Source organism: Paenibacillus pinistramenti, assembly GCF_005869875.1.
Lineage (GTDB): Bacteria > Bacillota > Bacilli > Paenibacillales > Paenibacillaceae > Fontibacillus > Fontibacillus pinistramenti.
In genome coordinates this window covers 93,674-111,971 of sequence record NZ_VAWG01000011.1, presented here as the reverse complement: position 1 = coordinate 111,971, position 18,298 = coordinate 93,674, and the positions used below count along the sequence as shown (strand labels likewise).

Below are 18,298 nucleotides of genomic sequence, written 5' to 3'. Positions count from 1 at the left end.
GATTCTATAAAAAAACGGTCTATGCTTCTATAAAAAACACCCCTTGCCTTCGGCAAGGGGTGTTTACCATTCATCAACTGCTCTGCGAACAGCGATTAACCTTCTTTGTTGAAAGGTTCATCCGCAATTTTGATGGAATCTGTAGGGCAGCCGTCGCAAGCATCTTGAAGATCATCATGCAAATCGTCCTCAATGGCAGTAACGCCGCGGTTTGCGTCGCTTTGGTAGATTACTTCCGCCAAGCCTTCATCATCATAATCAAAAATGTCTGGTGCTGTAGCGCCGCAAGCTCCGCATGCGATGCAGGTGTCTTTATCAACCCAACTATATTTTGCCATATTCGTCTGCCTCCTGTTAAAAAACAATACAAGTTCTAGTGCGGTCGGACTCTCCACTCAAGTACATTATAATGAAATAACTATTTATATTCAATTACCTCTTTGTCCCAGCCTGCCTGATTCTATTCAAAACCCTCGTTCTTCAGGAAATCGGTCTGTAAAGATGTTCCCCGTATTTTATGATTCCGGATCAGGGTTGAAGGATCGTCTCCCAGCATCCCGGCCGTCAGCACGGCGCTTTCCCCAAACTTATCCCTCAGCTCATCCATTACTTTGGTCAGCTGCTCTTTCCTCGGCTGCTGCTCGTAGCTGAATAGATCCAGCTGCATGGCCGATTCTTCCCTCGGAACCAGATTTTGAAGCGTGATTCCCAGCAGACGTACGGGCTTGCCTTCCTTCCAGTGCCTGCGGAACAACTTGCATGCCTCATGATATACCTCATCCGCCGTTTCCGTTACACTGGCAAGAGTTTGGGATCTGGTGATCGTCTTCATATCCGGCGTACGGATTGTGATCTGCACCGTCTGCGCCATTAATCCCTGCCTGCGCATCCTTCTGGACACTTGGTCCGCCAAATTCAGCATGACGCGTTCTACATCCTTCATCTCCGAGATGTCATATGGAAGAGTTGTTGTATGGCCTACCGATTTATTCTTGTCCCTTTCTTCCCGGACAGGGCTCAGGTCGATCCCGTTCGCTGCCTGCTTCATCCAGGCGCCCATGACGCCGAAGCGTTCCTGCAGCCTTCTTTCATCCGCAGCGGCCAGCTGGCCAATGGTATAGATGTGCAGCTTCTTCAGCTTATCCGCCGTTCTCCCTCCGATCCCAAACAGCTGGGAGCAGGGTTTATCCCACAATAGATTTGGAACGTCCCGAATCCGCAGGACCGTGATGCCGCTGGGTTTCTTCATATCAGACGCCATCTTGGCAAGCAGTTTATTCGGCGCAATGCCAACCGAGCAGGGAAGCCCGAGCTCGTCACCTATCCGCCGCTGAAGCTCTTCCGCAATTTGAAGCGGAGTTCCGAATTGTCTTGAACCCGTTATATCCATGTAACACTCGTCTATGGATGCTGTCTCCAGCAGGGGAGTATACGAGTAAGCGATGCTTTGAAAGCCCTTGGAGTATTTCCGGTACAATTGAAAATCAGGCTGTAAGACAATAAGATCCGGACACAGCTTAAGCGCCTGTTTCACGAGCATGCCGGTCTTCACCCCAAGCTTCCTTGCTGCATATGAACTGGTTACAATGATCCCTTTGCGCTGCTCCGCGCTTCCGGCAACTGCCGTTGCCCTTCCTTTATATTTGCCGGGCTCTTCGGCCTCGTGCACCGAACAATAAAAGGCGTTCATATCCACATGAAGAATTACCCTGCCGTTAGCCGGATAATATTCATCTACACTGCTCACGCCTTCCCCTCCTCAAGCAAAACCGATTATACAAATTTGACAAACCATGATACAGTAAAGCAATAAAGTCTATTCGGGATTACTTTTTTTATATACCATTATATCAAATGAGCAATGAACAGCGTTATGTTTATCATTCCAAAAGGGGGACTCTTCATGTCTAAGGCTCTATCTATCTTTGATACCACCTTGCGCGACGGCACTCAAGGGGAGGGAATCAGCCTTTCGGCCGACGATAAATTAAAAATCGCCAGAAAACTGGACCAATTGGGCGTTCATTATATAGAAGGCGGAATTCCCGGCAGCAACAATAAAGACATTGAATTCTTCCGCAGAGTTCAAGAGCTTGGATTAAGCGCAACAATAACCGCTTTCGGCAGCACGCGCCGCAAGAACAGCGAAGCCCATCTGGATGCCAACCTGAACCGGATTGTAGAATCCGGCGTCAAAGCCGCCACCCTTGTCGGCAAATCGTGGGATTTCCACGTTCACACCGCACTGCAGACTACGCTTGAAGAAAATCTGGCCATGATCGCCGATTCCATCGCTTATTTGAAGCAGCGGGGGCTTGAAGTGATTTTTGATGCCGAGCATTTCTTTGACGGATACAAGCATAACAGCGAATATGCAGCAGCTGTCCTGAAGAAAGCCGCTGCTGCCGGTGCCGACTGGCTGGTCATGTGCGATACGAACGGCGGCAGCATGCCCGGAGAAATCCATTCCATTGTATCCGACATTCACGGCAAGCTCGGAGGTGCCCAGCTCGGAATCCATACGCATAACGATTGTGAACTGGCCGTTGCCAACGCCCTCAGCGCTGTCCAAGCCGGAGCAACCCAGATTCAGGGCACCATTAACGGGTACGGGGAACGCTGCGGCAACGCCAATCTCTGCTCTGTCATTCCAAATCTGCAGCTCAAGATGGGTTATGAAGTTTTGTCGGCCGAACAAATCGCCCAATTGACCAACACGGCCAGATATGTCAGCGAAATCGCGAACGTGCATATGCCTAACAACCAATCCTATGTCGGCACTTCCGCTTTCGCCCATAAAGGCGGAATTCACGTTTCTGCCATTCTGCGCGACTCCAGAACGTATGAGCACATCCAGCCGGAGCTGGTCGGCAACAAGCAGCGGGTACTGGTATCCGAGCTGGCCGGACAAAGCAACGTCGTGTCCAAAGCCCAGGAAATGGGCATCGCTTTCGATCCTGCTAATGAACAAACGAAAGAAGTTATTCAGCACATTAAAGACTTGGAGCACCAGGGTTATTCCTTTGAGGGCGCCGACGCTTCTTTGGAAATGCTGCTGAGGGGAGCAAACGGAGAAATCGAAGAGAAATTCGAGTTTGAATCCTTCAAGATGCTTGTAGAAAAAACCGCCGGGAAACCGGTCGTCTCCGAGGCCTTTGTTAAGGTGAATGTTGCCGGCACCAGCGTTTATACGGCAGCGGAAGGCAACGGTCCGGTCAATGCGCTCGACAATGCCCTGCGTAAAGCGCTTGTCACTTATTTTCCTAAACTCAAAGAGATGCACCTGTCCGACTATAAAGTTCGTGTGCTGGACGAGAAAGACGCTACCGCAGCCAAGGTCCGCGTTCTGATCGAATCCCGCGATCTGGCCAGCAGCTGGAACACGGTCGGCGTCTCCGAAAACGTTATTGAAGCAAGCTGGGAGGCGCTGGTCGACAGTATCCGGTACGCCTTGCTTGGGGAAACCTACAAAGAGACTGAGCAGGAGACCAAAGAGCAGACCCACGGTCTGTTTAACCATTAGCCCTTGATGACGGCAAGAGCGGCACCACAAGGACCCGGAAATCCCGTACAGGGGCTCCGGGTTATATTTTTTCAAGCTGGTTATGGACCACCGCCCGGCTGCCTTGATCCTGTCTCTTCTGCATCCAGCACCCTGCGGATCCGTTCCTCCAGCTCTTCCGGCGGAAGCAGGCCGATGATAATGTCTCTTACCAATCCGTCCCGGCCGATCAGCACCTGGGTAGGAAAAGCCTGCCCTTCGTACTTGGCATAGACCTTCTCCTTCCGGTCCATCAAGATCGGATAATGCACACCGTACTGTTCAACAAAAGATTTTACCTGGGCTTCTTCATCATAAGCGGTAACGTTGACGCCATAGAGGTCTAGTTCAGTCTCATATTTTTCAGCCAGATGTTCAAGGTCAGGGGCCTCCAGCCTGCAGGGCTCACACCAGGATGCCCAGAAATTCAGCAGCAGCACTTTGTCTCTTCTGCCTTCGACACGATAGGTCTGCCCGTCAAGCCCCTTGAGCTCAAAGGCGGGAGCTGTTTTTCCGATTTCAAGGCCTGTCCCTTTGGCAGCAGCAGCTTGCCCGGACCAAAGCGTAATAGTTATACTGCATATGAAGACGAAGGCCATTTTTCCACCTAAAGTATGTAGAGGCAAGATTTTCTCCTTCATGACCGCCGCTCCTTCTCAAGAGAGTGATTCAATTCTGTCTATATTGTTTCCCTAAAGATTAGATACCATTACATACACCCCCTGAAAAGAGGAATTTTATGGAATATTCAGGAATTGGATCTACAGGAAGGCTGGGCGTACAGATCAGCGAAGAGATTATGGAGTCTATTCTCCAGCATATGCGAAAGAGTTATCCTGCTGAGGGGTGCGGAATCCTGTTTGGAAAGCCCCTTGATGGCGGGAACAGCTGGAGCATCAACAAGTTTCTCCCCTGCCGGAATTTATCCCCTTCCCCGGGAAAAGAATTTCTGCTTGATCCCAAAGTTTGGATACCGGGCAGCCTATCCCCAGACCTTACAGGCATCGTCCACAGCCATCCCGTCTCCGGGCCGGAGCCCTCGCTGAAAGATCTTAAGCAGCTGCAGCAGTTTGGGGCTATGATCAAACTCTATCTGATCGTTTCAACCTCTCCTACGGTCAGCAGGAACGCCGCTTTTTCCGGACATAAAAATCCCCCTCATTTCTCCTTCTACGGAGTTGAATCAGGGGAAAGCGGAGAATATACTCTGCTTAAGCTGAGCATACAGAGCCAGGCCGATGTCTTTAAGAGTGACTGAGATAAACATACAGATCTCCAAGCGTATTTACACCTTTCTCACGAAGTTGGTCCACTAAAGCAATCCATAAATGCGCCGTCATTTTGGCATCCTCTAACGCGTTATGCCGCCGGGTAACCGGAATCCCGTAATATCCCAGCCAGTCGTCCAGACTCGCTATCTGGCTGCCGGAATGCAGCCGCTGTGCGATCATCATCGTATCCAGCACCCTGTGGCTGAGCTGGACCTTGGATGTTTTCCATAAGGCCAGATCCAAAAAAGCTTTATCATGCCCGCTGCAGTGGGCAATCAGCACCCGGTCCTCGACAAAACTCATGAATCCATGCAGCGCTTCAACAAGCGGCGGCGCCTGGTCGGCCATTTCCTGGGTAATACCCGTCAGCATAATGATCTCTTCTGGCAAGGGTTTGGATATTCTTGATAAAGAGTGGTGCCCCTCGTCTGCCCTTACTGCAGCCCCCTCTACCTTAACTGCACCAAACGACAGGATTTCATCCCCTTGCTTTGGATGAAAACCTGTCGTTTCCAGATCAAACACTGCCGTCTTCAGTTCTTTAAGCTGAATGTGAAGCGTTTCGGGTCTTCGCAGCCCTTTATTCAGCGATCTTAGAAAAGCAATCTGCTGTGCGCTTTGCGTGCCCATTTTTGATGACATGGCAGATGGCAGTGTTCTATTCTTTATGGCATTCCACAAACCGTGATGACGTGCCGGCTCTTTCATGGAAGCCTCCTTTCCGCAAAACGATGCTGCCTCTGCAGCATCCGGTACAGCTGGCGGACCGTCTGCAGGCTTTCTCTTAATTCCCTCGATACATCTTTTTGCTTAAGTGTTTCTTGAGATAAGTATGAGTCTCCTTGGATAATCCCGTCTTCAGTATGCCGGTTCGTCAGCGACCTGAATTTCAGGGATTTTACAAAAGCTCTCCGCAGTGCATCCAGCCACGGCCTTGGAAAAGCCTCCAGCTCGTGCAGCTTGGAGATCCTCTCCTGCGTAGAGGATTCTTCTATGCCGTAATACAGCGCCATGCAGCGGATTCCATTGACCAGAGGAATATAGAGGCCGTATTTCACATCAAACTCCCCGGCATGCTCTCCAAACCGTTCAGTAATCACCTGTCCAAGCACATTCAGTGCGGCCTTATGGCGGACAGTATTCCCCAGCAAAGCCGCCTCAAGCGCTTCGCTGCGCCCCAGCAAATCCATGAAGCTGCGTTTCCAGGCCTTCGCCAGCCCTTCATCTCCAGCAATGCAGCGAAGATCGGAAGCGATCGTCAAATATCGGACGTCCTCCCACCTCAGTGTCTCTACCCAGCCAGACAGCTGGTCCTGCCACTCCTTTAGACTCAGCCTCCACATCGGATTAGAAGCCATAACCCGGCCTCTGCAGGGAGGATATCCGATGTCCACCAGCAGATTGGATAACTGCTCCCCGAACTTCTCATAATATTGCTGAGCCTCAGTGCCGCCTCCGTCTGCATAAATCAAGCCGTTATCCTGATCGCTCCAGGACGTCTGCTCACAGCGCCCCCCGCTTCCAAAAAGAACAAAAGCGAAGGGGACGGGAGGATCTCCCGCGCCCGCCTCCGCCAATTGCCGCTCACAAATGATAGTGGCCTGCCTCATCACTTCATCTTGCAGCCGGTTCACGCCTTCGTTCCATTCTTCGATGGGGTAAGAAGAGAACAGCTGAAGCAGCTTATTCTCTTCCTTCCACCGGGTTAAACGAAGATCGCCGGAAGTTACCGCAGATTGAATACTTGATAAATCAATATGGTTCACAGCAGATTCTTTCATGCGGTGCACTTCCTCTCTCTAACGTTCTATAGTTCGATTCGCAGAGTTACTTGCTGATCTCTCTGCTTCCGCTGTTCAGAATACTCATTTGTTCCGGATAACCATAGGTGCCGTGTTCACTAATATCCAGACCCATGGTTTCTTCCTCTTCAGTAACCCTCAGGCCCGTCACTGCTTTAATGATCCCCAGAATAATGAAGGAAAGCACCAGTACGAATACGAAGGTTCCGATCATACCCAAAGCTTGAACGCCAAGCTGTTCAAAGCCGCCGCCGTAGAACAATCCTGCCTTACCGACACCAACCGTTTCAGCAAGCTCTGGAGTAGCGAAGAATCCAGTTGACAGTGCACCCCACATCCCGGCAATCCCGTGTACGGAGAAAGCATAAACCGGATCGTCAAGCCCGGCTTTCTCAAACCATTGAGCCGTGAAGAAGGTAAGAACGCCAGCCACAACGCCAATGACTACTGCGGCCCATGGATCAACGAAGGCACAGGAACCTGTAATGGCAACCAGCGCTGCCAGAACACCGTTCAGCATGCTTGGAATGTCGGCTTTGCCAAATACAGCCCAGGAGACGAGCAGAGCGGCAACCCCGCCAGCTGCGGCTGCAAGATTTGTAGTTAAGGCAACATATCCGAAGAAGCCGTCATTCATTGCGCTCAGCCCGCTGCCCGGGTTAAATCCGAACCAGCCGAACCAGAGAATTATTACACCCAATACGGACAACACTTGGTTGTGACCTGGAATGCTGTTAGGTTTGCCATCTTTATTATATTTGCCAAGACGAGGCTTAAGCAGGAAGGTCGCTACCAGTGCTGCAGTTGCGCCCGTCAAGTGAACAACCGCGGAGCCTGCATAGTCCTGCATTCCCATTTCCGCCAGCCATCCGCCGCCCCAAACCCAGTGAGCAATGATAGGATAAATAACGATCATAAACAGCAGGCCGAAAATAATGTACACGCTAAGCTTAGCGCGTTCCGCCATACCTCCGCAGGCAATGGCCAGCGATACAGCGGCAAAGGAGAACTGGAACAGGAACATGATCACCATCGGAACTCCGGAGGCCGTCAAGGAATCAAAGGATGCCGTGTCTGCATTTCCTCCAAATAAGAAACCGGTATAACCAAAGAACCCGTTGCCGTTGCCGAAACCAAAGCCAAAGCCAAGCAGCCAGAAGGCAATTACGCCTATTCCTAACGTTAAGACCGTCTTGCCGGCTACATGCCCTGCATTTTTCATTCGCACAGAACCCGCTTCAAGGAGCGCAAATCCTGCCTGCATGAAGAACACCAGGATAAAAGCCAGGAACACAAACAGGGAGTTAAGGCCGATTTCTACTGCCGGTGCAGTGACATCATCTGCTGCAAAAGCCGAGACAGGAACTGCAAACAGCGAACCAAAAGTAAGCAAGCTTAACAACCACTTCTTCCTCAATATAACCCTCTCCTTAATGTCATGTTTCTTAACATGTTTTTTATGTTACAGCGATTATAATCAATAAATCAGCAACTTGACAACAAGTTTTTTTTATTCGGCTGAAAAAAATAACTCCATTTCCCAATAACATAACTCTTCATGTTAGGTTTTACTTATGAAAAACCTTCCTGCCGGCAGATTTTAGGGTTATGTCCAAAGTATAACGTTTGACTGTATACTTTGAAATCCTGTATTATACGTTATATGAAGCAACATATATTATTAGAAACGGTTAGGACAGGGAGTGAGACCATTGGGACTATGAAATTGTACCGGATCGGGGAACTGGCCAAAGCCGCAGGCGTCAGCGAACGAACAATCGACTACTATACAAAACTTGGCTTAATCTTTCCAGAAACAAGAACCAATAAAAATTACCGCTTATACAGTTGTGAAACCTTAAACCGGCTGGAGCGTATTATTCAATGGAAGCAGGAGAAATATACGCTGGAGGAGATCCGCGCGAGACTTGAAGAATTGACGGACATCAACGAAGACCAGGTATCTGAGAAAGTGAGCTCTCTGGAACTTCACCTGCAGCAGCTCGAACGTGAAGTTAAAGAGCTGGAGCCTTTAATCTCGCAAATGAAACCCGGACAGGCTAAGAAGATCTCCACGCATATCATGCCGTCCAGTCTGGCCTGTATTGAGGCTCTCCGTTTATTAATGAACCACGGACCTTTCACCTGACAGCAAATTTTAATTCACGGAGGAATGGCAAATGTACTTTGATGGAATGTACTTTTTGATTATCATCGCGTTTATTTTCTCCCTTTGGGCCCAGTTCAGGGTTAAGGGTACGTTTAACAAATATGCTGAAGTTCCGAACTACAGCGGAATGACGGGGCAGGAAGCGGCACGGCGAATGCTTGACGCGAACGGACTCTATGATGTGCCGATCGAACCGGTCCGAGGCAGCTTGACAGACCATTATGATCCCATTCAAAGAGTTGTCCGTTTATCCGAGCCTGTCTATTATGAGCGGTCGATTTCGGCGGTTTCAGTAGCCTGCCACGAAGTGGGCCACGCCATTCAGCACAAGGTTCATTATCCGATGCTCGTCCTAAGACACCGGATCTTCCCGATCGTGAATTTTGCCTCCGGCGTTGCTCCCTTCCTGCTTCTCGCCGGGATTTTGTTCAATGCCTTTAACCTCTTGGGAATCGGCATCATTTTCTTCTCGGTAGCTGTGCTCTTCCAGGTCATAACCCTTCCTGTAGAGTTTAACGCCAGCAGCCGGGCGCGCAAGGTAATGCTTGAACAAGGCTATGTAACCCACAGCGAGGCAAAGGGTGTCGGGAAGGTATTAAATGCAGCAGCGTTAACCTATGTGGCTGCAGCCTTGATCTCGGTTCTGGAGCTTCTGCGTTACATTCTGATGTTTACAAACAACAACCGCGATTGATGATCTTTAACTCCAATTTAAAAACTCCCGCACATGGGTATGTGCGGGAGTTTTTTTAGTGCCGGTCCGGCTTGACATCGAAATGCTCCAACAAAAAGTTTCGGAAAGACTGGGCAACGAGCGGCAGCTTATCATCTGAACGATAGATCAGGCCAATCGTACGCGTCACTTTGGGAGAAGCAATTTTAATTCGGGCCGGAACCAGATTTCCATTATGGTACGAGGCCATTTCCGGCAGAAGACTAACTCCCATTCCGGCGGCGACCAGACCCCGGATGGTGTCCGTTTCTTCTCCTTCAAAGGCAATTTTAGGCGTGAATCCGGCCTCCAGACAGGCATGCAGGACAATCGGACGCAAAGAATAACCTTTATTAAACAAAATGAATTTATCATCCTTTAACTGCTGCAGGGAAATCTCTTCCTCACCCGCCAGCGGATGTCCCGGGGGCAGGATGGCGAACAGTTCTTCGGTTAATACCACATCTCCTACTACGTGTTCATGCTGCTCCGGAAATGGCGAAATAAAAGCCAAATCCACTTCCGCTTCCGTTACATCCCGAATTAAAGTCGTATACATCCCCTGCTTGAAACGGAATTTGACATTCGGGTACCGCTTCTTGAACTCGGCAATAATGATCGGGAGCATATGAACACCAAGACTGTGCGGAAAGCCAAGCCGGATCTCCCCCTGCTCCGGATCCAGAAACTCATGGACCTCAGCCACAGCCCGGTCCAAATCTTTAAGGACGGTTTCAATCCGGTTCAGAAAAAGCTGCCCGACGGCCGTCAATTGAAGATTGCGTCCTTTCTGCTTAAAGAGCTCTACCCCGAGCTCTTTCTCCAGCTGATGAATCTGTCTGCTGACCGCAGACTGCGCCACATGCAGCTCTTCAGCCGCCTGGGTCACATGCTCTTTATTTGCTACCTTTACAAAATACTGCAGTTGTCTTAGTTCCACTCCGTTGTCCGCTCCATTTCATTGCTATCCCTATCTATATTAACGCGTCTTGAATCGTCCTGTAAGACGAATCAAGAGGCCGTACATAAAAAATCCGCCGATCAGTCCGCCCAAATGAGCCATCCAGTTTGTACTGGATACCGCGAAGGAGAAGATGACACCCACCATCAGAATCGCGTAAAGGGTCCGTCTTGAGCCTTCATCCATAATCTGCCGCTGTAGAAGCGCGATATATAAAAACGCTCCATAAACCCCATAGATTGCTCCTGAAGCGCCGACAGACAAGGTAGGTTCCATCGCGTGCCGGTACATCGCCATGCTCAGGGCATTTCCGAGTATACCGCTGACCAGAAACACGAGCGCATACCGCCACCAGCCAAGCAGCCGTTCAAGCGGAGGCGCAAACACTAGAATGGCAAAGCAATTAAACAGCAGATGCGAGAAGCTGACATGCAGAAAGATGGCCGTAACATAACGCCACCAGTCCTGACTGTAAGGAAGCTCCGATCCAACTGCCCCGAAGCGGAACAGCGTATCCGGATTGGATGCGCCGCCGTTAAACAGGAGGATACAGTATATTGCCAAGTTAGTAACCAGAATCAAAGAGGTTACCGGATAATATCTTAAATAATTTCTCCAGTTCTCATAACGGATAAAGATCATGCTGTACCTTCCTTTTAGCAAGCTGATTTCATTTCATTGGACAAGCGCTTTTTAAAACGATTATAATGGATTTTGGCATGAAATACCACGAAAAGCCTTGCAGTTCAAGCTTTCGCCAGTGCCGCAATATCCGATCATCCAAAGGAGGAGATTTATTTGGCGCAAGAACGTGCACAAGCTGCTACTTTTAAAGGCAATCCCATCACTCTGGTCGGCCCGGAACTCAAAGCGGGCGATAAAGCCCCTGATTTCACACTGAACAAAAGCTTGGTAGAAGAAGTATCCCTGAAGGATTTCGATGGAAAAATCAAGCTCATCAGTGTCGTTCCTTCCCTTGATACCGGCGTTTGCGACGCGCAGACCCGCCGTTTCAACCAGGAAGCCCACAATCTCGGTGACCAGGTCGTCGTACTGACTGTCAGCGTCGATCTTCCTTTTGCACAGGCCCGCTGGTGCGGAGCAGCCGGAATCGACCGTGTCGTCACATTGTCCGACTATAAACACAGAGCTTTCGGTGAAGCCTATGGCGTACTTATCAAAGAGCTTCAGCTTGATCACCGCTCCATCTTTGTCCTTGATGCCGATAATACGATCCAGTATGTCGAGTATTTGAGCGAAATGGGCGAGCATCCGGATTACGACAAAGCGATTGCTGCCGTTAAATCTCTGTTATAGAAAAATATCCTCGAAGCATCGAATTTATTCTGCTCGAGCAAAATAAAAGCGAGTTCCGGAAACGGACTCGCTTTTATTGATTGGCTTTATGCCGTTGTTTTGTAACGGCTCAGCTTCTTATCCAATATACCGAATAAACTGATAATATTCCGATAGTTAGCACCCAGATCCCCAAGGGAGCCGCGGGTTGCCGAATAAATGTCGACTGCGCTGCGCGTAGGGCCTGTACCGACAATCGAAACCGTAATGTCCATCACCCGGCCAAAGGCGCTTTTTCTCTCCAGCAAAATTTCACCTACGGAAGGCACTTCATGCACCACTTTATAGCCTGGAATCTTCTTCAAAGTAGAGCTCACTTCGTCCCATAATTTATCTTTGCCAAGCTGATAATAACGAGTCTTAAGCTCTGGCGATTTTGCACGGTCACTCGTTCCCTCAACACTTCGGAACAATCCGGTTAACATTCTTCTTAGCGACAAACCCGCTTCCCCCTCCATCAATCCGACAAAATAATGATCGCACTCCAAGTCATTGTATCATTCAGAAAAATAAAAAGCACCTATCCGCCAAGGCGAACCGGTGCTCTAATGAATTTGATAAGGTCCCGCATATGCCGTCCGGTTACAGTGTCCGTGAACCTGCTCAGCAGGTGGGTGACCGCAGCCAAACTTTTGAATTCCCCTAATCATATAGATAGGGCTTTCCAGCCGTTTGATCGTTTAGATCTCCCTAGACATTGTCATTGGTTCAAAACAACAAATAACCGAAACGCACATCGCAGGATGTATATTCATTATAGAGCCTGCGCCGGCAAAAGTAAACCAACCGGCCAGGGTCATCCGCCTTGTAATATTCTCCAGATCATTTACTCCGGTTCTCCAGATCGACTGGATCAGGAATTTCGGCTGTTACCGTTCTCCCCGTTCGTTAACGGCCCGGAAGCATCATGATCTGCTTCAGCACCCGATGCTGCAGCCTCCGCAGCTTTGGCCTCTTCCGCTTCATTCATTTTGGCAAGCTGGGCCTGCATTTTGGTAAAAGTAGCGTAGAAGTTGACAAAGGCCAGCCAGGCAAGCAGCGTAGCCGTACCGAAGACCATCAGCCAAGAAAATCTGTAGGTCATATAGAGCAGAACTGCCGCTCCCGCCAGAGTGGAAAAGGAACGGAATGGACGTATAATCGTCAGCAGGACCGCATTCTTGATCATCGTTGACGTCTTCAAATGATAGTGTGAAACCATCGAGAAGAAATTAAACATCGAAATCAGCAGCAGTACCAGCAGAACCAGCATCAGCATGCCGATCACCTGAAGGTTCTTCATTTTTCCCATATAAACCGTGTAATCTACGGCCATAACTACAAACAGCAGCGTATAGAAAATACCGCCGACCATGCTTTGCTTGTAATTCTCTTTGTATCCGCGGAAAAAGGTCCGGGTTACACTGACATCAGCTTCCCCCATCACCCATTTACGGACAACAGTGAACAATGCGGCTGTTGCCGGGAACAATGTAAACGGTGCCAAGATTGCCATGGCGTAAACCGAAATTCCATCCTCCCCCAAGCCATTAAGAACAATAAGCAGTTTCGTCAGCACAAAAAACAAAAACGGTGAAGAGCAAACCAGCCATAACAGGTTGCTGCCCGCTATTCTCATGATCCATTCTGTTACGCGGTATAAACCGCCCGTGACGCCTCTGAATTCCAAGTAAGTCCTCCCCCTCGCCTCTCTTTAACTGTCTCTGCTCTTACTATACCTTATTCCCCTGCCGCATTCCAGTTTGTCTAACTTTAAATTAGATAAACGGCCTAAAAAAACAAGGCGAAGCCTTCCGGCATCGCCTTGTTTCATGTTCAACAGCCTAAAGCAAAGCTGGATCTTAATTGTTGTCTTCGCTGCGGTTATAAGGACGGCGTTCTCCGCTTGGACGCGGCTTGCGGTCATAAGAGGAAGAACGGGAAGAATCACGGCTTCCGCCTTCTTTGCTGTATCCGCCTTTACCGCTTCCGAAACTGCGGCCGTCACGGTTGTCCCGTCTGTAAGAGCCGCCTCCGCCTCCACTGTTGCGGTTGCCGTAACCCGATGGCTTCCGTCCGCTGGAACGGATGTCCGGCTTCCGGCGCTTCACACGAATTGGTTCTTCAGGAGTCAATTCGATATGAGTACTTTCGTTCTTGTCTCCGCCAGTCACCAGCTTGATTGCTGCGGCAAGCAGATTAACGGAATCGTACTGCTCAAGCAGCTGAATTGCAATGCCTTTGTATTCGTTCAGCTCTCCGCTTTCTACGATATCAATGAGTCTTTCAGCCGTAATCCGCTGTTTGCCTTCGATCGCCTCAGCAATACTTGGCAAAGGCTTGCGAGGAATGCGGTGACGTGTGACCCGTTCAATAAAATGCAAATGGTCGATCTCACGAGGAGTAACGAAGGAATAAGCCGCGCCTTCTTTACCTGCACGTCCTGTACGGCCGATACGGTGCACATAGCTCTCCGGATCCTGAGGCAGGTCAAAGTTCACTACGTGAGTTACACCGGAAACGTCGAGACCGCGGGCCGCAACGTCAGTTGCCACAAGCACGTCAATGCTGCCGTCACGGAATTTGCGCATTACCGTATCACGTTGGTTCTGCGACAAGTCGCCATGCAGACCGTCAGCAGAGTAACCGCGCTTCTGCAGAGCTTCTGAAAGCTCGTCTACACGGCGTTTCGTGCGTCCGAATACGATGGCCAGTTCAGGCGATTCCATGTCGAGCAGGCGGGAAAGAGCGTCGAACTTCTGGCGTTCATTTACTTCAATGTAAGCCTGATCAATCAGCGGGGCGCTGACTTGTTTAGGAATAACGGAAACATGTTCGGGATCTTTCAAAAATTGCTGAGCCAGCTTCTGGATATTAGGAGGCATTGTGGCCGAGAATAACATTGTTTGGCGTTCTTCCGGCACCAGCTTCAGGATCGCCTGAATATCTTCCATAAAGCCCATGTCTAGCATTTCATCCGCTTCATCAAGAATGACTGTCTGTACATCATCCAGCTTGATCGTCTTACGGTTGATATGGTCAAGCAAACGTCCAGGTGTTCCGATAATGATTTGAGGCTTCTTCTTCAAAGCGCGGATTTGGCGGGAAATATCCTGTCCGCCGTAAATCGGCAGGGAACGGATGCCTTTAAAGCGGGACAACTTACCGATTTCTTCAGCTACCTGAATCGCGAGCTCGCGGGTAGGCGCCATAATCAAAGCAACGATGCGTTCTTCTTTCGAGATCTTGTTGATCAGCGGAAGTCCAAAAGCGGCAGTCTTGCCAGTACCTGTCTGTGCCTGGCCGATCAAGTCTCTGCCTGTCATTGCAACCGGAATGGATTTCGTCTGGATCGGCGTCGCTTCTTCGAAGCCCATCTCCGTGATGGCTTGCAGGACTTTAGGCTCTAGGCCGAATTCTGAAAATGTGCTCAATAGGGTTCAAACTCCTTCTATATGGTGGACAACTCCACAATCTTGACGTTATTCTTAAGTAGCGGTAAACGTTTATAGACTATCCCAATAATCCTAAAAATTTTCACGGAAACACAATTTTAGCACCGGACGAGCTTAAGAATCACTAAACGGTACAGTTCATTATGAAACAAGTGCTTCCGGTCATTATTCGTAGATGGAAATCACTACCTACTCAAGAATATCTTTAATAGTATATCATAAAACATTCACAAAACACCAGTTGCTCTAAAAAGGTTATTTCAACGATGAGGTGAAAGAGTTGTTTAAGGAAATTAGAAACGGTTTAGTTGTAATACTAGGTGCGGCGCTGATCGCTGCAGGATTTAACTTATTTCTTGTTCCGCACCAGCTGCTTAGCGGCGGGGTGTCCGGGTTATCGATGCTTGTCAAATATATCACCCCCATAAATCTGAGCATTCTATACTTTTCCTTTAATATTCCGCTGCTAATTGCAGGAGTCTTTCTGCTCGGCAAGCGGTTTATTATCCTCAGCATCCTGTCCGTCATCTGCGTTACCTGGTTTGTGGCGGTTATTCCGGCAGACGGCCTTGCCACTGACCCTATCCTGGCCGCAGTCTTCGGCGGCGCGCTGGTCGGCCTGGGCAGCGGCATTTCTTTTCGGGTAGGCGGTTCTTCAGGCGGATTTGATATTTTGGGCTCCATCGTTACTAGGTACAGGGATTTCCCGATCGGCAACGTCCTGGTTGGCCTGAATGCGCTGGTCATTCTGGCTATGGGATATACGAACCAGAACTGGAATTTGGTGCTTGCCTCAATCTTATCGTTATATATCACTGGTAAGGTATTGGATTTTATTCATGTGGGGCATATTAAGATTACCGTCTACATCATCACCAATGAAGCCGACCGGATGCTCGAAAGGCTTCTGGCTCATCCGCGCGGAGTTACACTGATTAAGACGCAGGGAGCTTTTTCACATAAGGAAAAAGATATGCTGATGACCGTCACCACGATGTACGAACTGGCGGAGCTGCGGGAGATCATTAAAGAGACCGACCCGTCCGCTTTTGTCAATATTGTCGAGACAGTCGGAGTAATGGGCTCCTTCCGGCGCAGATAAGACAAGCAGCAAGCTGCGGAGATTCTTCAAACCGGGGGATTCACCCCTGCATTTCGAAGTCATTTATGCTACAATGTAGTTGCGCCGGTTCCTCACCAGTTTCATGAGATAGACCTGTTCTTGACCTTTATTTCACAGACTTTGCTTTTTCGTTGATCTTTGATGAATCTGTTTGTTGCAGAACGAATGATTCCAGGGGAGAAGGAGTGGTTGTTGTGGAAATGGAAACGGTAAAACTGGAGCAAATCGTTACGAAATGGTTTCCCGACATGCTTCCGTTCTTCAATCAAAGGGAACTCAACTCTATGATCATGCTAAGGGACGGGTTCAGAATGCTGGAACAAGAAGATGCCATGGAGATTATGCAATACAGTATTTGTGAACATCAAAATTCAAATCTTCTGCATTGAAACGCTTGTATCTCTAAGGCCGCTTCCCCCGGGAGGCGGCTTTTTTAATGGACAAGGCCACTGGTCAAAAGCTGTTCAATCAACTAAAATGAATGTCACATGTCATGTTAATCTTTTTAAATGGAACGGAGCTTTATTCTCAAATGAAACCAACAGCAACAATCAAACAAAAGTACGGAATGTTCATGCGGATCCTCGTGCCGATTCTGATCACCCAGGTGACGATGTCCCTGATGACTTTCTTTGATACGATGATGTCCGGGCATGCCAGTCCCTCCGATTTGGCAGGCGCAGCAGTCGGTTCAAGCTTATGGATCCCGGTGCAGACCGGTTTGAGCGGAATTCTGATGGCCATGACCCCTGTGATCTCGCATTTTATTGGTGAAGGACGCAAGGACCAAATCGCCTATCAGGTTATGCAGGGCTTAATGCTGGCCATGGTAATCGGATTGATTGTCATCGCAGCAGGCTTTCTGCTCGTCTCACCGATTCTGGACGGAATGAATTTAGAGCCAAAGGTGCATCATGTGGCTTTTTATTTTCTGACTGCAATGGGGACTGGAGTGCTGCCGCTGTTCGGATACGTCGTGCTCCGGTCCTGCATGGACGCGCTCGGGCAAACCCGGATCTCCATGCTGGTCACTTTAACTTCCCTGCCGATAAACGTCGGTGCCAATTATCTGCTTATCTTCGGTAAATTTGGTTTCCCCAAACTGGGCGGCATCGGATCAGGCGTCGCATCAGCGTTCACTTACTGGTGCATCTTTGCTCTGGCTCTATTCATTCTGCGGCAGACTTCAACCTTCAGCGAATACAGCCTGCTGCGCAGCTGGTACCGGATTTCGCTCGGTAAATGGAAGGAGCTGCTCAAGATCGGGATTCCGATCGGGTTCGCGATCTTCTTCGAAACAGCACTGTTTGCGGCTGTGACCCTGCTGATGAGCCGCTTTAATACGGTCACCATTGCTGCTCACCAGTCGGCCAATAATTTTGCATCAACGCTGTATATGATTCCCTTAAGCATCTGTTCGGCTCTGACGATTTTGGTCGGTTATGAAACAGGAGCCGGAAGGCTCAAGGATGCCAAGCAGTACGGAAAATTGGGCATTCTGACAGCAGCCCTGCTCTCTCTGATTACCGCCGCCATTTTGATGGTGTCCCGCCGGCATGTCGCAGAACTGTATTCCAATGACAGCGCCGTTATTGCGATGATTGAGCATTTTCTGGTCTACGCGATTTTCTTTCAGATTTCTGATGCCATTGCTACACCCATTCAAGGGGTATTGAGAGGTTATAAAGACGTAAACGCCGCGTTCTGGATTACCCTGTTATCTTACTGGGCCGCTGCGCTTCCTTTCGGTTATATTTTGGCGAATTATACTCAGCTTGGCCCTTACGGCTACTGGATCGGACTGATCAGCGGACTCGCCATTGCCGCCGTTCTCCTGATTATCCGTCTAAATAAGGTTGAGCAGCGAATGCATCAGATCACGAAGCAAAGCGCACAAGTCTAAGCTGATTCAAAAATAAAAGCCTGCA

Annotated in this window: 19 protein-coding genes and 1 other RNA gene; 8 read left to right on the top strand and 12 right to left on the bottom strand. The window is 49.3% G+C overall.

What is annotated here, in order from left to right; all coding sequences use genetic code 11:
- Nucleotides 1–95: 95 nt before the first annotated feature.
- Nucleotides 96–338: a ferredoxin gene (locus FCN15_RS13675; RefSeq protein ID WP_138495551.1), complete on the bottom strand. Its 243-nt coding sequence runs from the start codon at nt 336–338 to the stop codon at nt 96–98.
- Nucleotides 339–460: 122 nt separating this feature from the next.
- Nucleotides 461–1,747 (bottom strand): DNA polymerase IV, encoded by a 1,287-nt coding sequence (locus FCN15_RS13670; RefSeq protein WP_138495550.1) that lies wholly within the window; start codon nt 1,745–1,747, stop codon nt 461–463.
- A 156-nt stretch (nt 1,748–1,903) separates the two neighbouring features.
- On the opposite strand from FCN15_RS13670, the gene cimA reads away from it, so the two are divergent.
- Complete coding sequence (gene cimA / locus FCN15_RS13665; protein WP_138495549.1) at nt 1,904–3,523, top strand: citramalate synthase; 1,620 nt, start codon at nt 1,904–1,906, stop codon at nt 3,521–3,523.
- An 80-nt stretch (nt 3,524–3,603) separates the two neighbouring features.
- On the opposite strand, the gene FCN15_RS13660 is transcribed toward cimA, so the two are convergent.
- Nucleotides 3,604–4,182 (bottom strand): TlpA family protein disulfide reductase, encoded by a 579-nt coding sequence (locus FCN15_RS13660; protein ID WP_138495548.1) that lies wholly within the window; start codon nt 4,180–4,182, stop codon nt 3,604–3,606.
- Nucleotides 4,183–4,280: 98 nt separating this feature from the next.
- Between FCN15_RS13660 and FCN15_RS13655 the strand changes: the two genes are divergently transcribed.
- Nucleotides 4,281–4,799 carry a M67 family metallopeptidase gene (locus tag FCN15_RS13655; RefSeq protein WP_138495547.1) on the top strand — a complete coding sequence of 173 codons (519 nt, stop codon included), beginning with the start codon at nt 4,281–4,283 and terminating at the stop codon, nt 4,797–4,799.
- Here FCN15_RS13655 and FCN15_RS13650 read toward each other — a convergent pair.
- From FCN15_RS13650 to FCN15_RS13640, 3 genes are read right to left on the bottom strand one after another with little or no spacing between them, the layout of a single operon-like run.
- Complete coding sequence (locus FCN15_RS13650; RefSeq protein WP_138495546.1) at nt 4,786–5,520, bottom strand: exonuclease domain-containing protein; 735 nt, start codon at nt 5,518–5,520, stop codon at nt 4,786–4,788. The genes FCN15_RS13655 and FCN15_RS13650 overlap by 14 nt on opposite strands.
- Complete coding sequence (locus FCN15_RS13645; RefSeq protein WP_138495545.1) at nt 5,517–6,593, bottom strand: DUF294 nucleotidyltransferase-like domain-containing protein; 1,077 nt, start codon at nt 6,591–6,593, stop codon at nt 5,517–5,519. Before FCN15_RS13645 ends, FCN15_RS13650 begins: the two co-directional genes overlap by 4 nt.
- A 46-nt stretch (nt 6,594–6,639) precedes the next feature.
- The gene (locus FCN15_RS13640) at nt 6,640–8,031 is read right to left on the bottom strand and encodes an ammonium transporter (protein ID WP_138495544.1); all 1,392 of its coding nucleotides are present in this window, start codon (nt 8,029–8,031) and stop codon (nt 6,640–6,642) included.
- Nucleotides 8,032–8,334: 303 nt separating this feature from the next.
- Here FCN15_RS13640 and FCN15_RS13635 point away from each other — a divergent pair, with 303 nt between their 5' ends.
- Together FCN15_RS13635 and FCN15_RS13630 are read left to right on the top strand one after the other, a co-directional pair.
- Entirely contained in the window at nt 8,335–8,763 is a 429-nt protein-coding gene (locus FCN15_RS13635; RefSeq protein ID WP_138495543.1) for a MerR family transcriptional regulator, read from the top strand.
- 31 nt (nt 8,764–8,794) lie between these two features.
- On the top strand, nt 8,795–9,478 hold the full coding sequence (locus FCN15_RS13630) for a zinc metallopeptidase (protein WP_138495542.1): 684 nt from the start codon (nt 8,795–8,797) through the stop codon (nt 9,476–9,478).
- A 55-nt stretch (nt 9,479–9,533) separates the two neighbouring features.
- Here the strand turns inward: FCN15_RS13630 and gltC are convergent, their stop codons facing one another.
- Together gltC and FCN15_RS13620 are read right to left on the bottom strand one after the other, a co-directional pair.
- On the bottom strand, nt 9,534–10,436 hold the full coding sequence (gene gltC / locus FCN15_RS13625) for a glutamate biosynthesis transcriptional regulator GltC (RefSeq protein ID WP_138495541.1): 903 nt from the start codon (nt 10,434–10,436) through the stop codon (nt 9,534–9,536).
- Nucleotides 10,437–10,475: 39 nt separating this feature from the next.
- Entirely contained in the window at nt 10,476–11,099 is a 624-nt protein-coding gene (locus FCN15_RS13620; protein WP_138495540.1) for a rhomboid family intramembrane serine protease, read from the bottom strand.
- 156 nt (nt 11,100–11,255) lie between these two features.
- Between FCN15_RS13620 and tpx the strand changes: the two genes are divergently transcribed.
- Nucleotides 11,256–11,774 carry a thiol peroxidase gene (tpx, locus tag FCN15_RS13615; RefSeq protein ID WP_138495539.1) on the top strand — a complete coding sequence of 173 codons (519 nt, stop codon included), beginning with the start codon at nt 11,256–11,258 and terminating at the stop codon, nt 11,772–11,774.
- An 86-nt stretch (nt 11,775–11,860) separates the two neighbouring features.
- Here the strand turns inward: tpx and FCN15_RS13610 are convergent, their stop codons facing one another.
- The 4 genes from FCN15_RS13610 to cshA all read right to left on the bottom strand — a co-directional run bounded on the left by FCN15_RS13610 (nt 11,861) and on the right by cshA (nt 15,226).
- Complete coding sequence (locus FCN15_RS13610; protein WP_138495538.1) at nt 11,861–12,253, bottom strand: DUF1499 domain-containing protein; 393 nt, start codon at nt 12,251–12,253, stop codon at nt 11,861–11,863.
- 118 nt (nt 12,254–12,371) lie between these two features.
- Nucleotides 12,372–12,561: non-coding RNA, 6S RNA (gene ssrS / locus FCN15_RS13605), on the bottom strand.
- 105 nt (nt 12,562–12,666) lie between these two features.
- Nucleotides 12,667–13,482, bottom strand: a complete 816-nt coding sequence (locus tag FCN15_RS13600) for a YesL family protein (RefSeq protein WP_138495537.1) — start codon at nt 13,480–13,482, stop codon at nt 12,667–12,669.
- 172 nt (nt 13,483–13,654) lie between these two features.
- The gene (cshA, locus tag FCN15_RS13595; protein WP_138495536.1) at nt 13,655–15,226 is read right to left on the bottom strand and encodes a degradosome RNA helicase CshA; all 1,572 of its coding nucleotides are present in this window, start codon (nt 15,224–15,226) and stop codon (nt 13,655–13,657) included.
- Nucleotides 15,227–15,527: 301 nt separating this feature from the next.
- Between cshA and FCN15_RS13590 the strand changes: the two genes are divergently transcribed.
- The 3 genes from FCN15_RS13590 (at nt 15,528) to FCN15_RS13580 (ending at nt 18,273) form a co-directional block, all read left to right on the top strand.
- Nucleotides 15,528–16,349 (top strand): YitT family protein, encoded by an 822-nt coding sequence (locus FCN15_RS13590; protein WP_138495535.1) that lies wholly within the window; start codon nt 15,528–15,530, stop codon nt 16,347–16,349.
- A 221-nt stretch (nt 16,350–16,570) separates the two neighbouring features.
- Nucleotides 16,571–16,759: a hypothetical protein gene (locus tag FCN15_RS13585; protein WP_203232146.1), complete on the top strand. Its 189-nt coding sequence runs from the start codon at nt 16,571–16,573 to the stop codon at nt 16,757–16,759.
- A 143-nt stretch (nt 16,760–16,902) separates the two neighbouring features.
- Nucleotides 16,903–18,273 (top strand): MATE family efflux transporter, encoded by a 1,371-nt coding sequence (locus tag FCN15_RS13580; RefSeq protein WP_138495533.1) that lies wholly within the window; start codon nt 16,903–16,905, stop codon nt 18,271–18,273.
- Nucleotides 18,274–18,298 lie beyond the last annotated feature (25 nt).

What these genes read in the sequence shown, in the direction of transcription:
- FCN15_RS13675 (WP_138495551.1), bottom strand. Translation starts at nt 338, where the DNA reads ATGGCAAAATATAGTTGGGTTGATAAAGACACCTGCATCGCATGCGGA.
- cimA (WP_138495549.1), top strand. Translation starts at nt 1,904, where the DNA reads ATGTCTAAGGCTCTATCTATCTTTGATACCACCTTGCGCGACGGCACT.
- FCN15_RS13660 (WP_138495548.1), bottom strand. Translation starts at nt 4,182, where the DNA reads ATGAAGGAGAAAATCTTGCCTCTACATACTTTAGGTGGAAAAATGGCC.
- FCN15_RS13655 (WP_138495547.1), top strand. Translation starts at nt 4,281, where the DNA reads ATGGAATATTCAGGAATTGGATCTACAGGAAGGCTGGGCGTACAGATC.
- FCN15_RS13650 (WP_138495546.1), bottom strand. Translation starts at nt 5,520, where the DNA reads ATGAAAGAGCCGGCACGTCATCACGGTTTGTGGAATGCCATAAAGAAT.
- FCN15_RS13645 (WP_138495545.1), bottom strand. Translation starts at nt 6,593, where the DNA reads ATGAAAGAATCTGCTGTGAACCATATTGATTTATCAAGTATTCAATCT.
- FCN15_RS13635 (WP_138495543.1), top strand. Translation starts at nt 8,335, where the DNA reads ATGAAATTGTACCGGATCGGGGAACTGGCCAAAGCCGCAGGCGTCAGC.
- FCN15_RS13630 (WP_138495542.1), top strand. Translation starts at nt 8,795, where the DNA reads ATGTACTTTGATGGAATGTACTTTTTGATTATCATCGCGTTTATTTTC.
- FCN15_RS13620 (WP_138495540.1), bottom strand. Translation starts at nt 11,099, where the DNA reads ATGATCTTTATCCGTTATGAGAACTGGAGAAATTATTTAAGATATTAT.
- FCN15_RS13585 (WP_203232146.1), top strand. Translation starts at nt 16,571, where the DNA reads ATGGAAACGGTAAAACTGGAGCAAATCGTTACGAAATGGTTTCCCGAC.
- FCN15_RS13580 (WP_138495533.1), top strand. Translation starts at nt 16,903, where the DNA reads ATGAAACCAACAGCAACAATCAAACAAAAGTACGGAATGTTCATGCGG.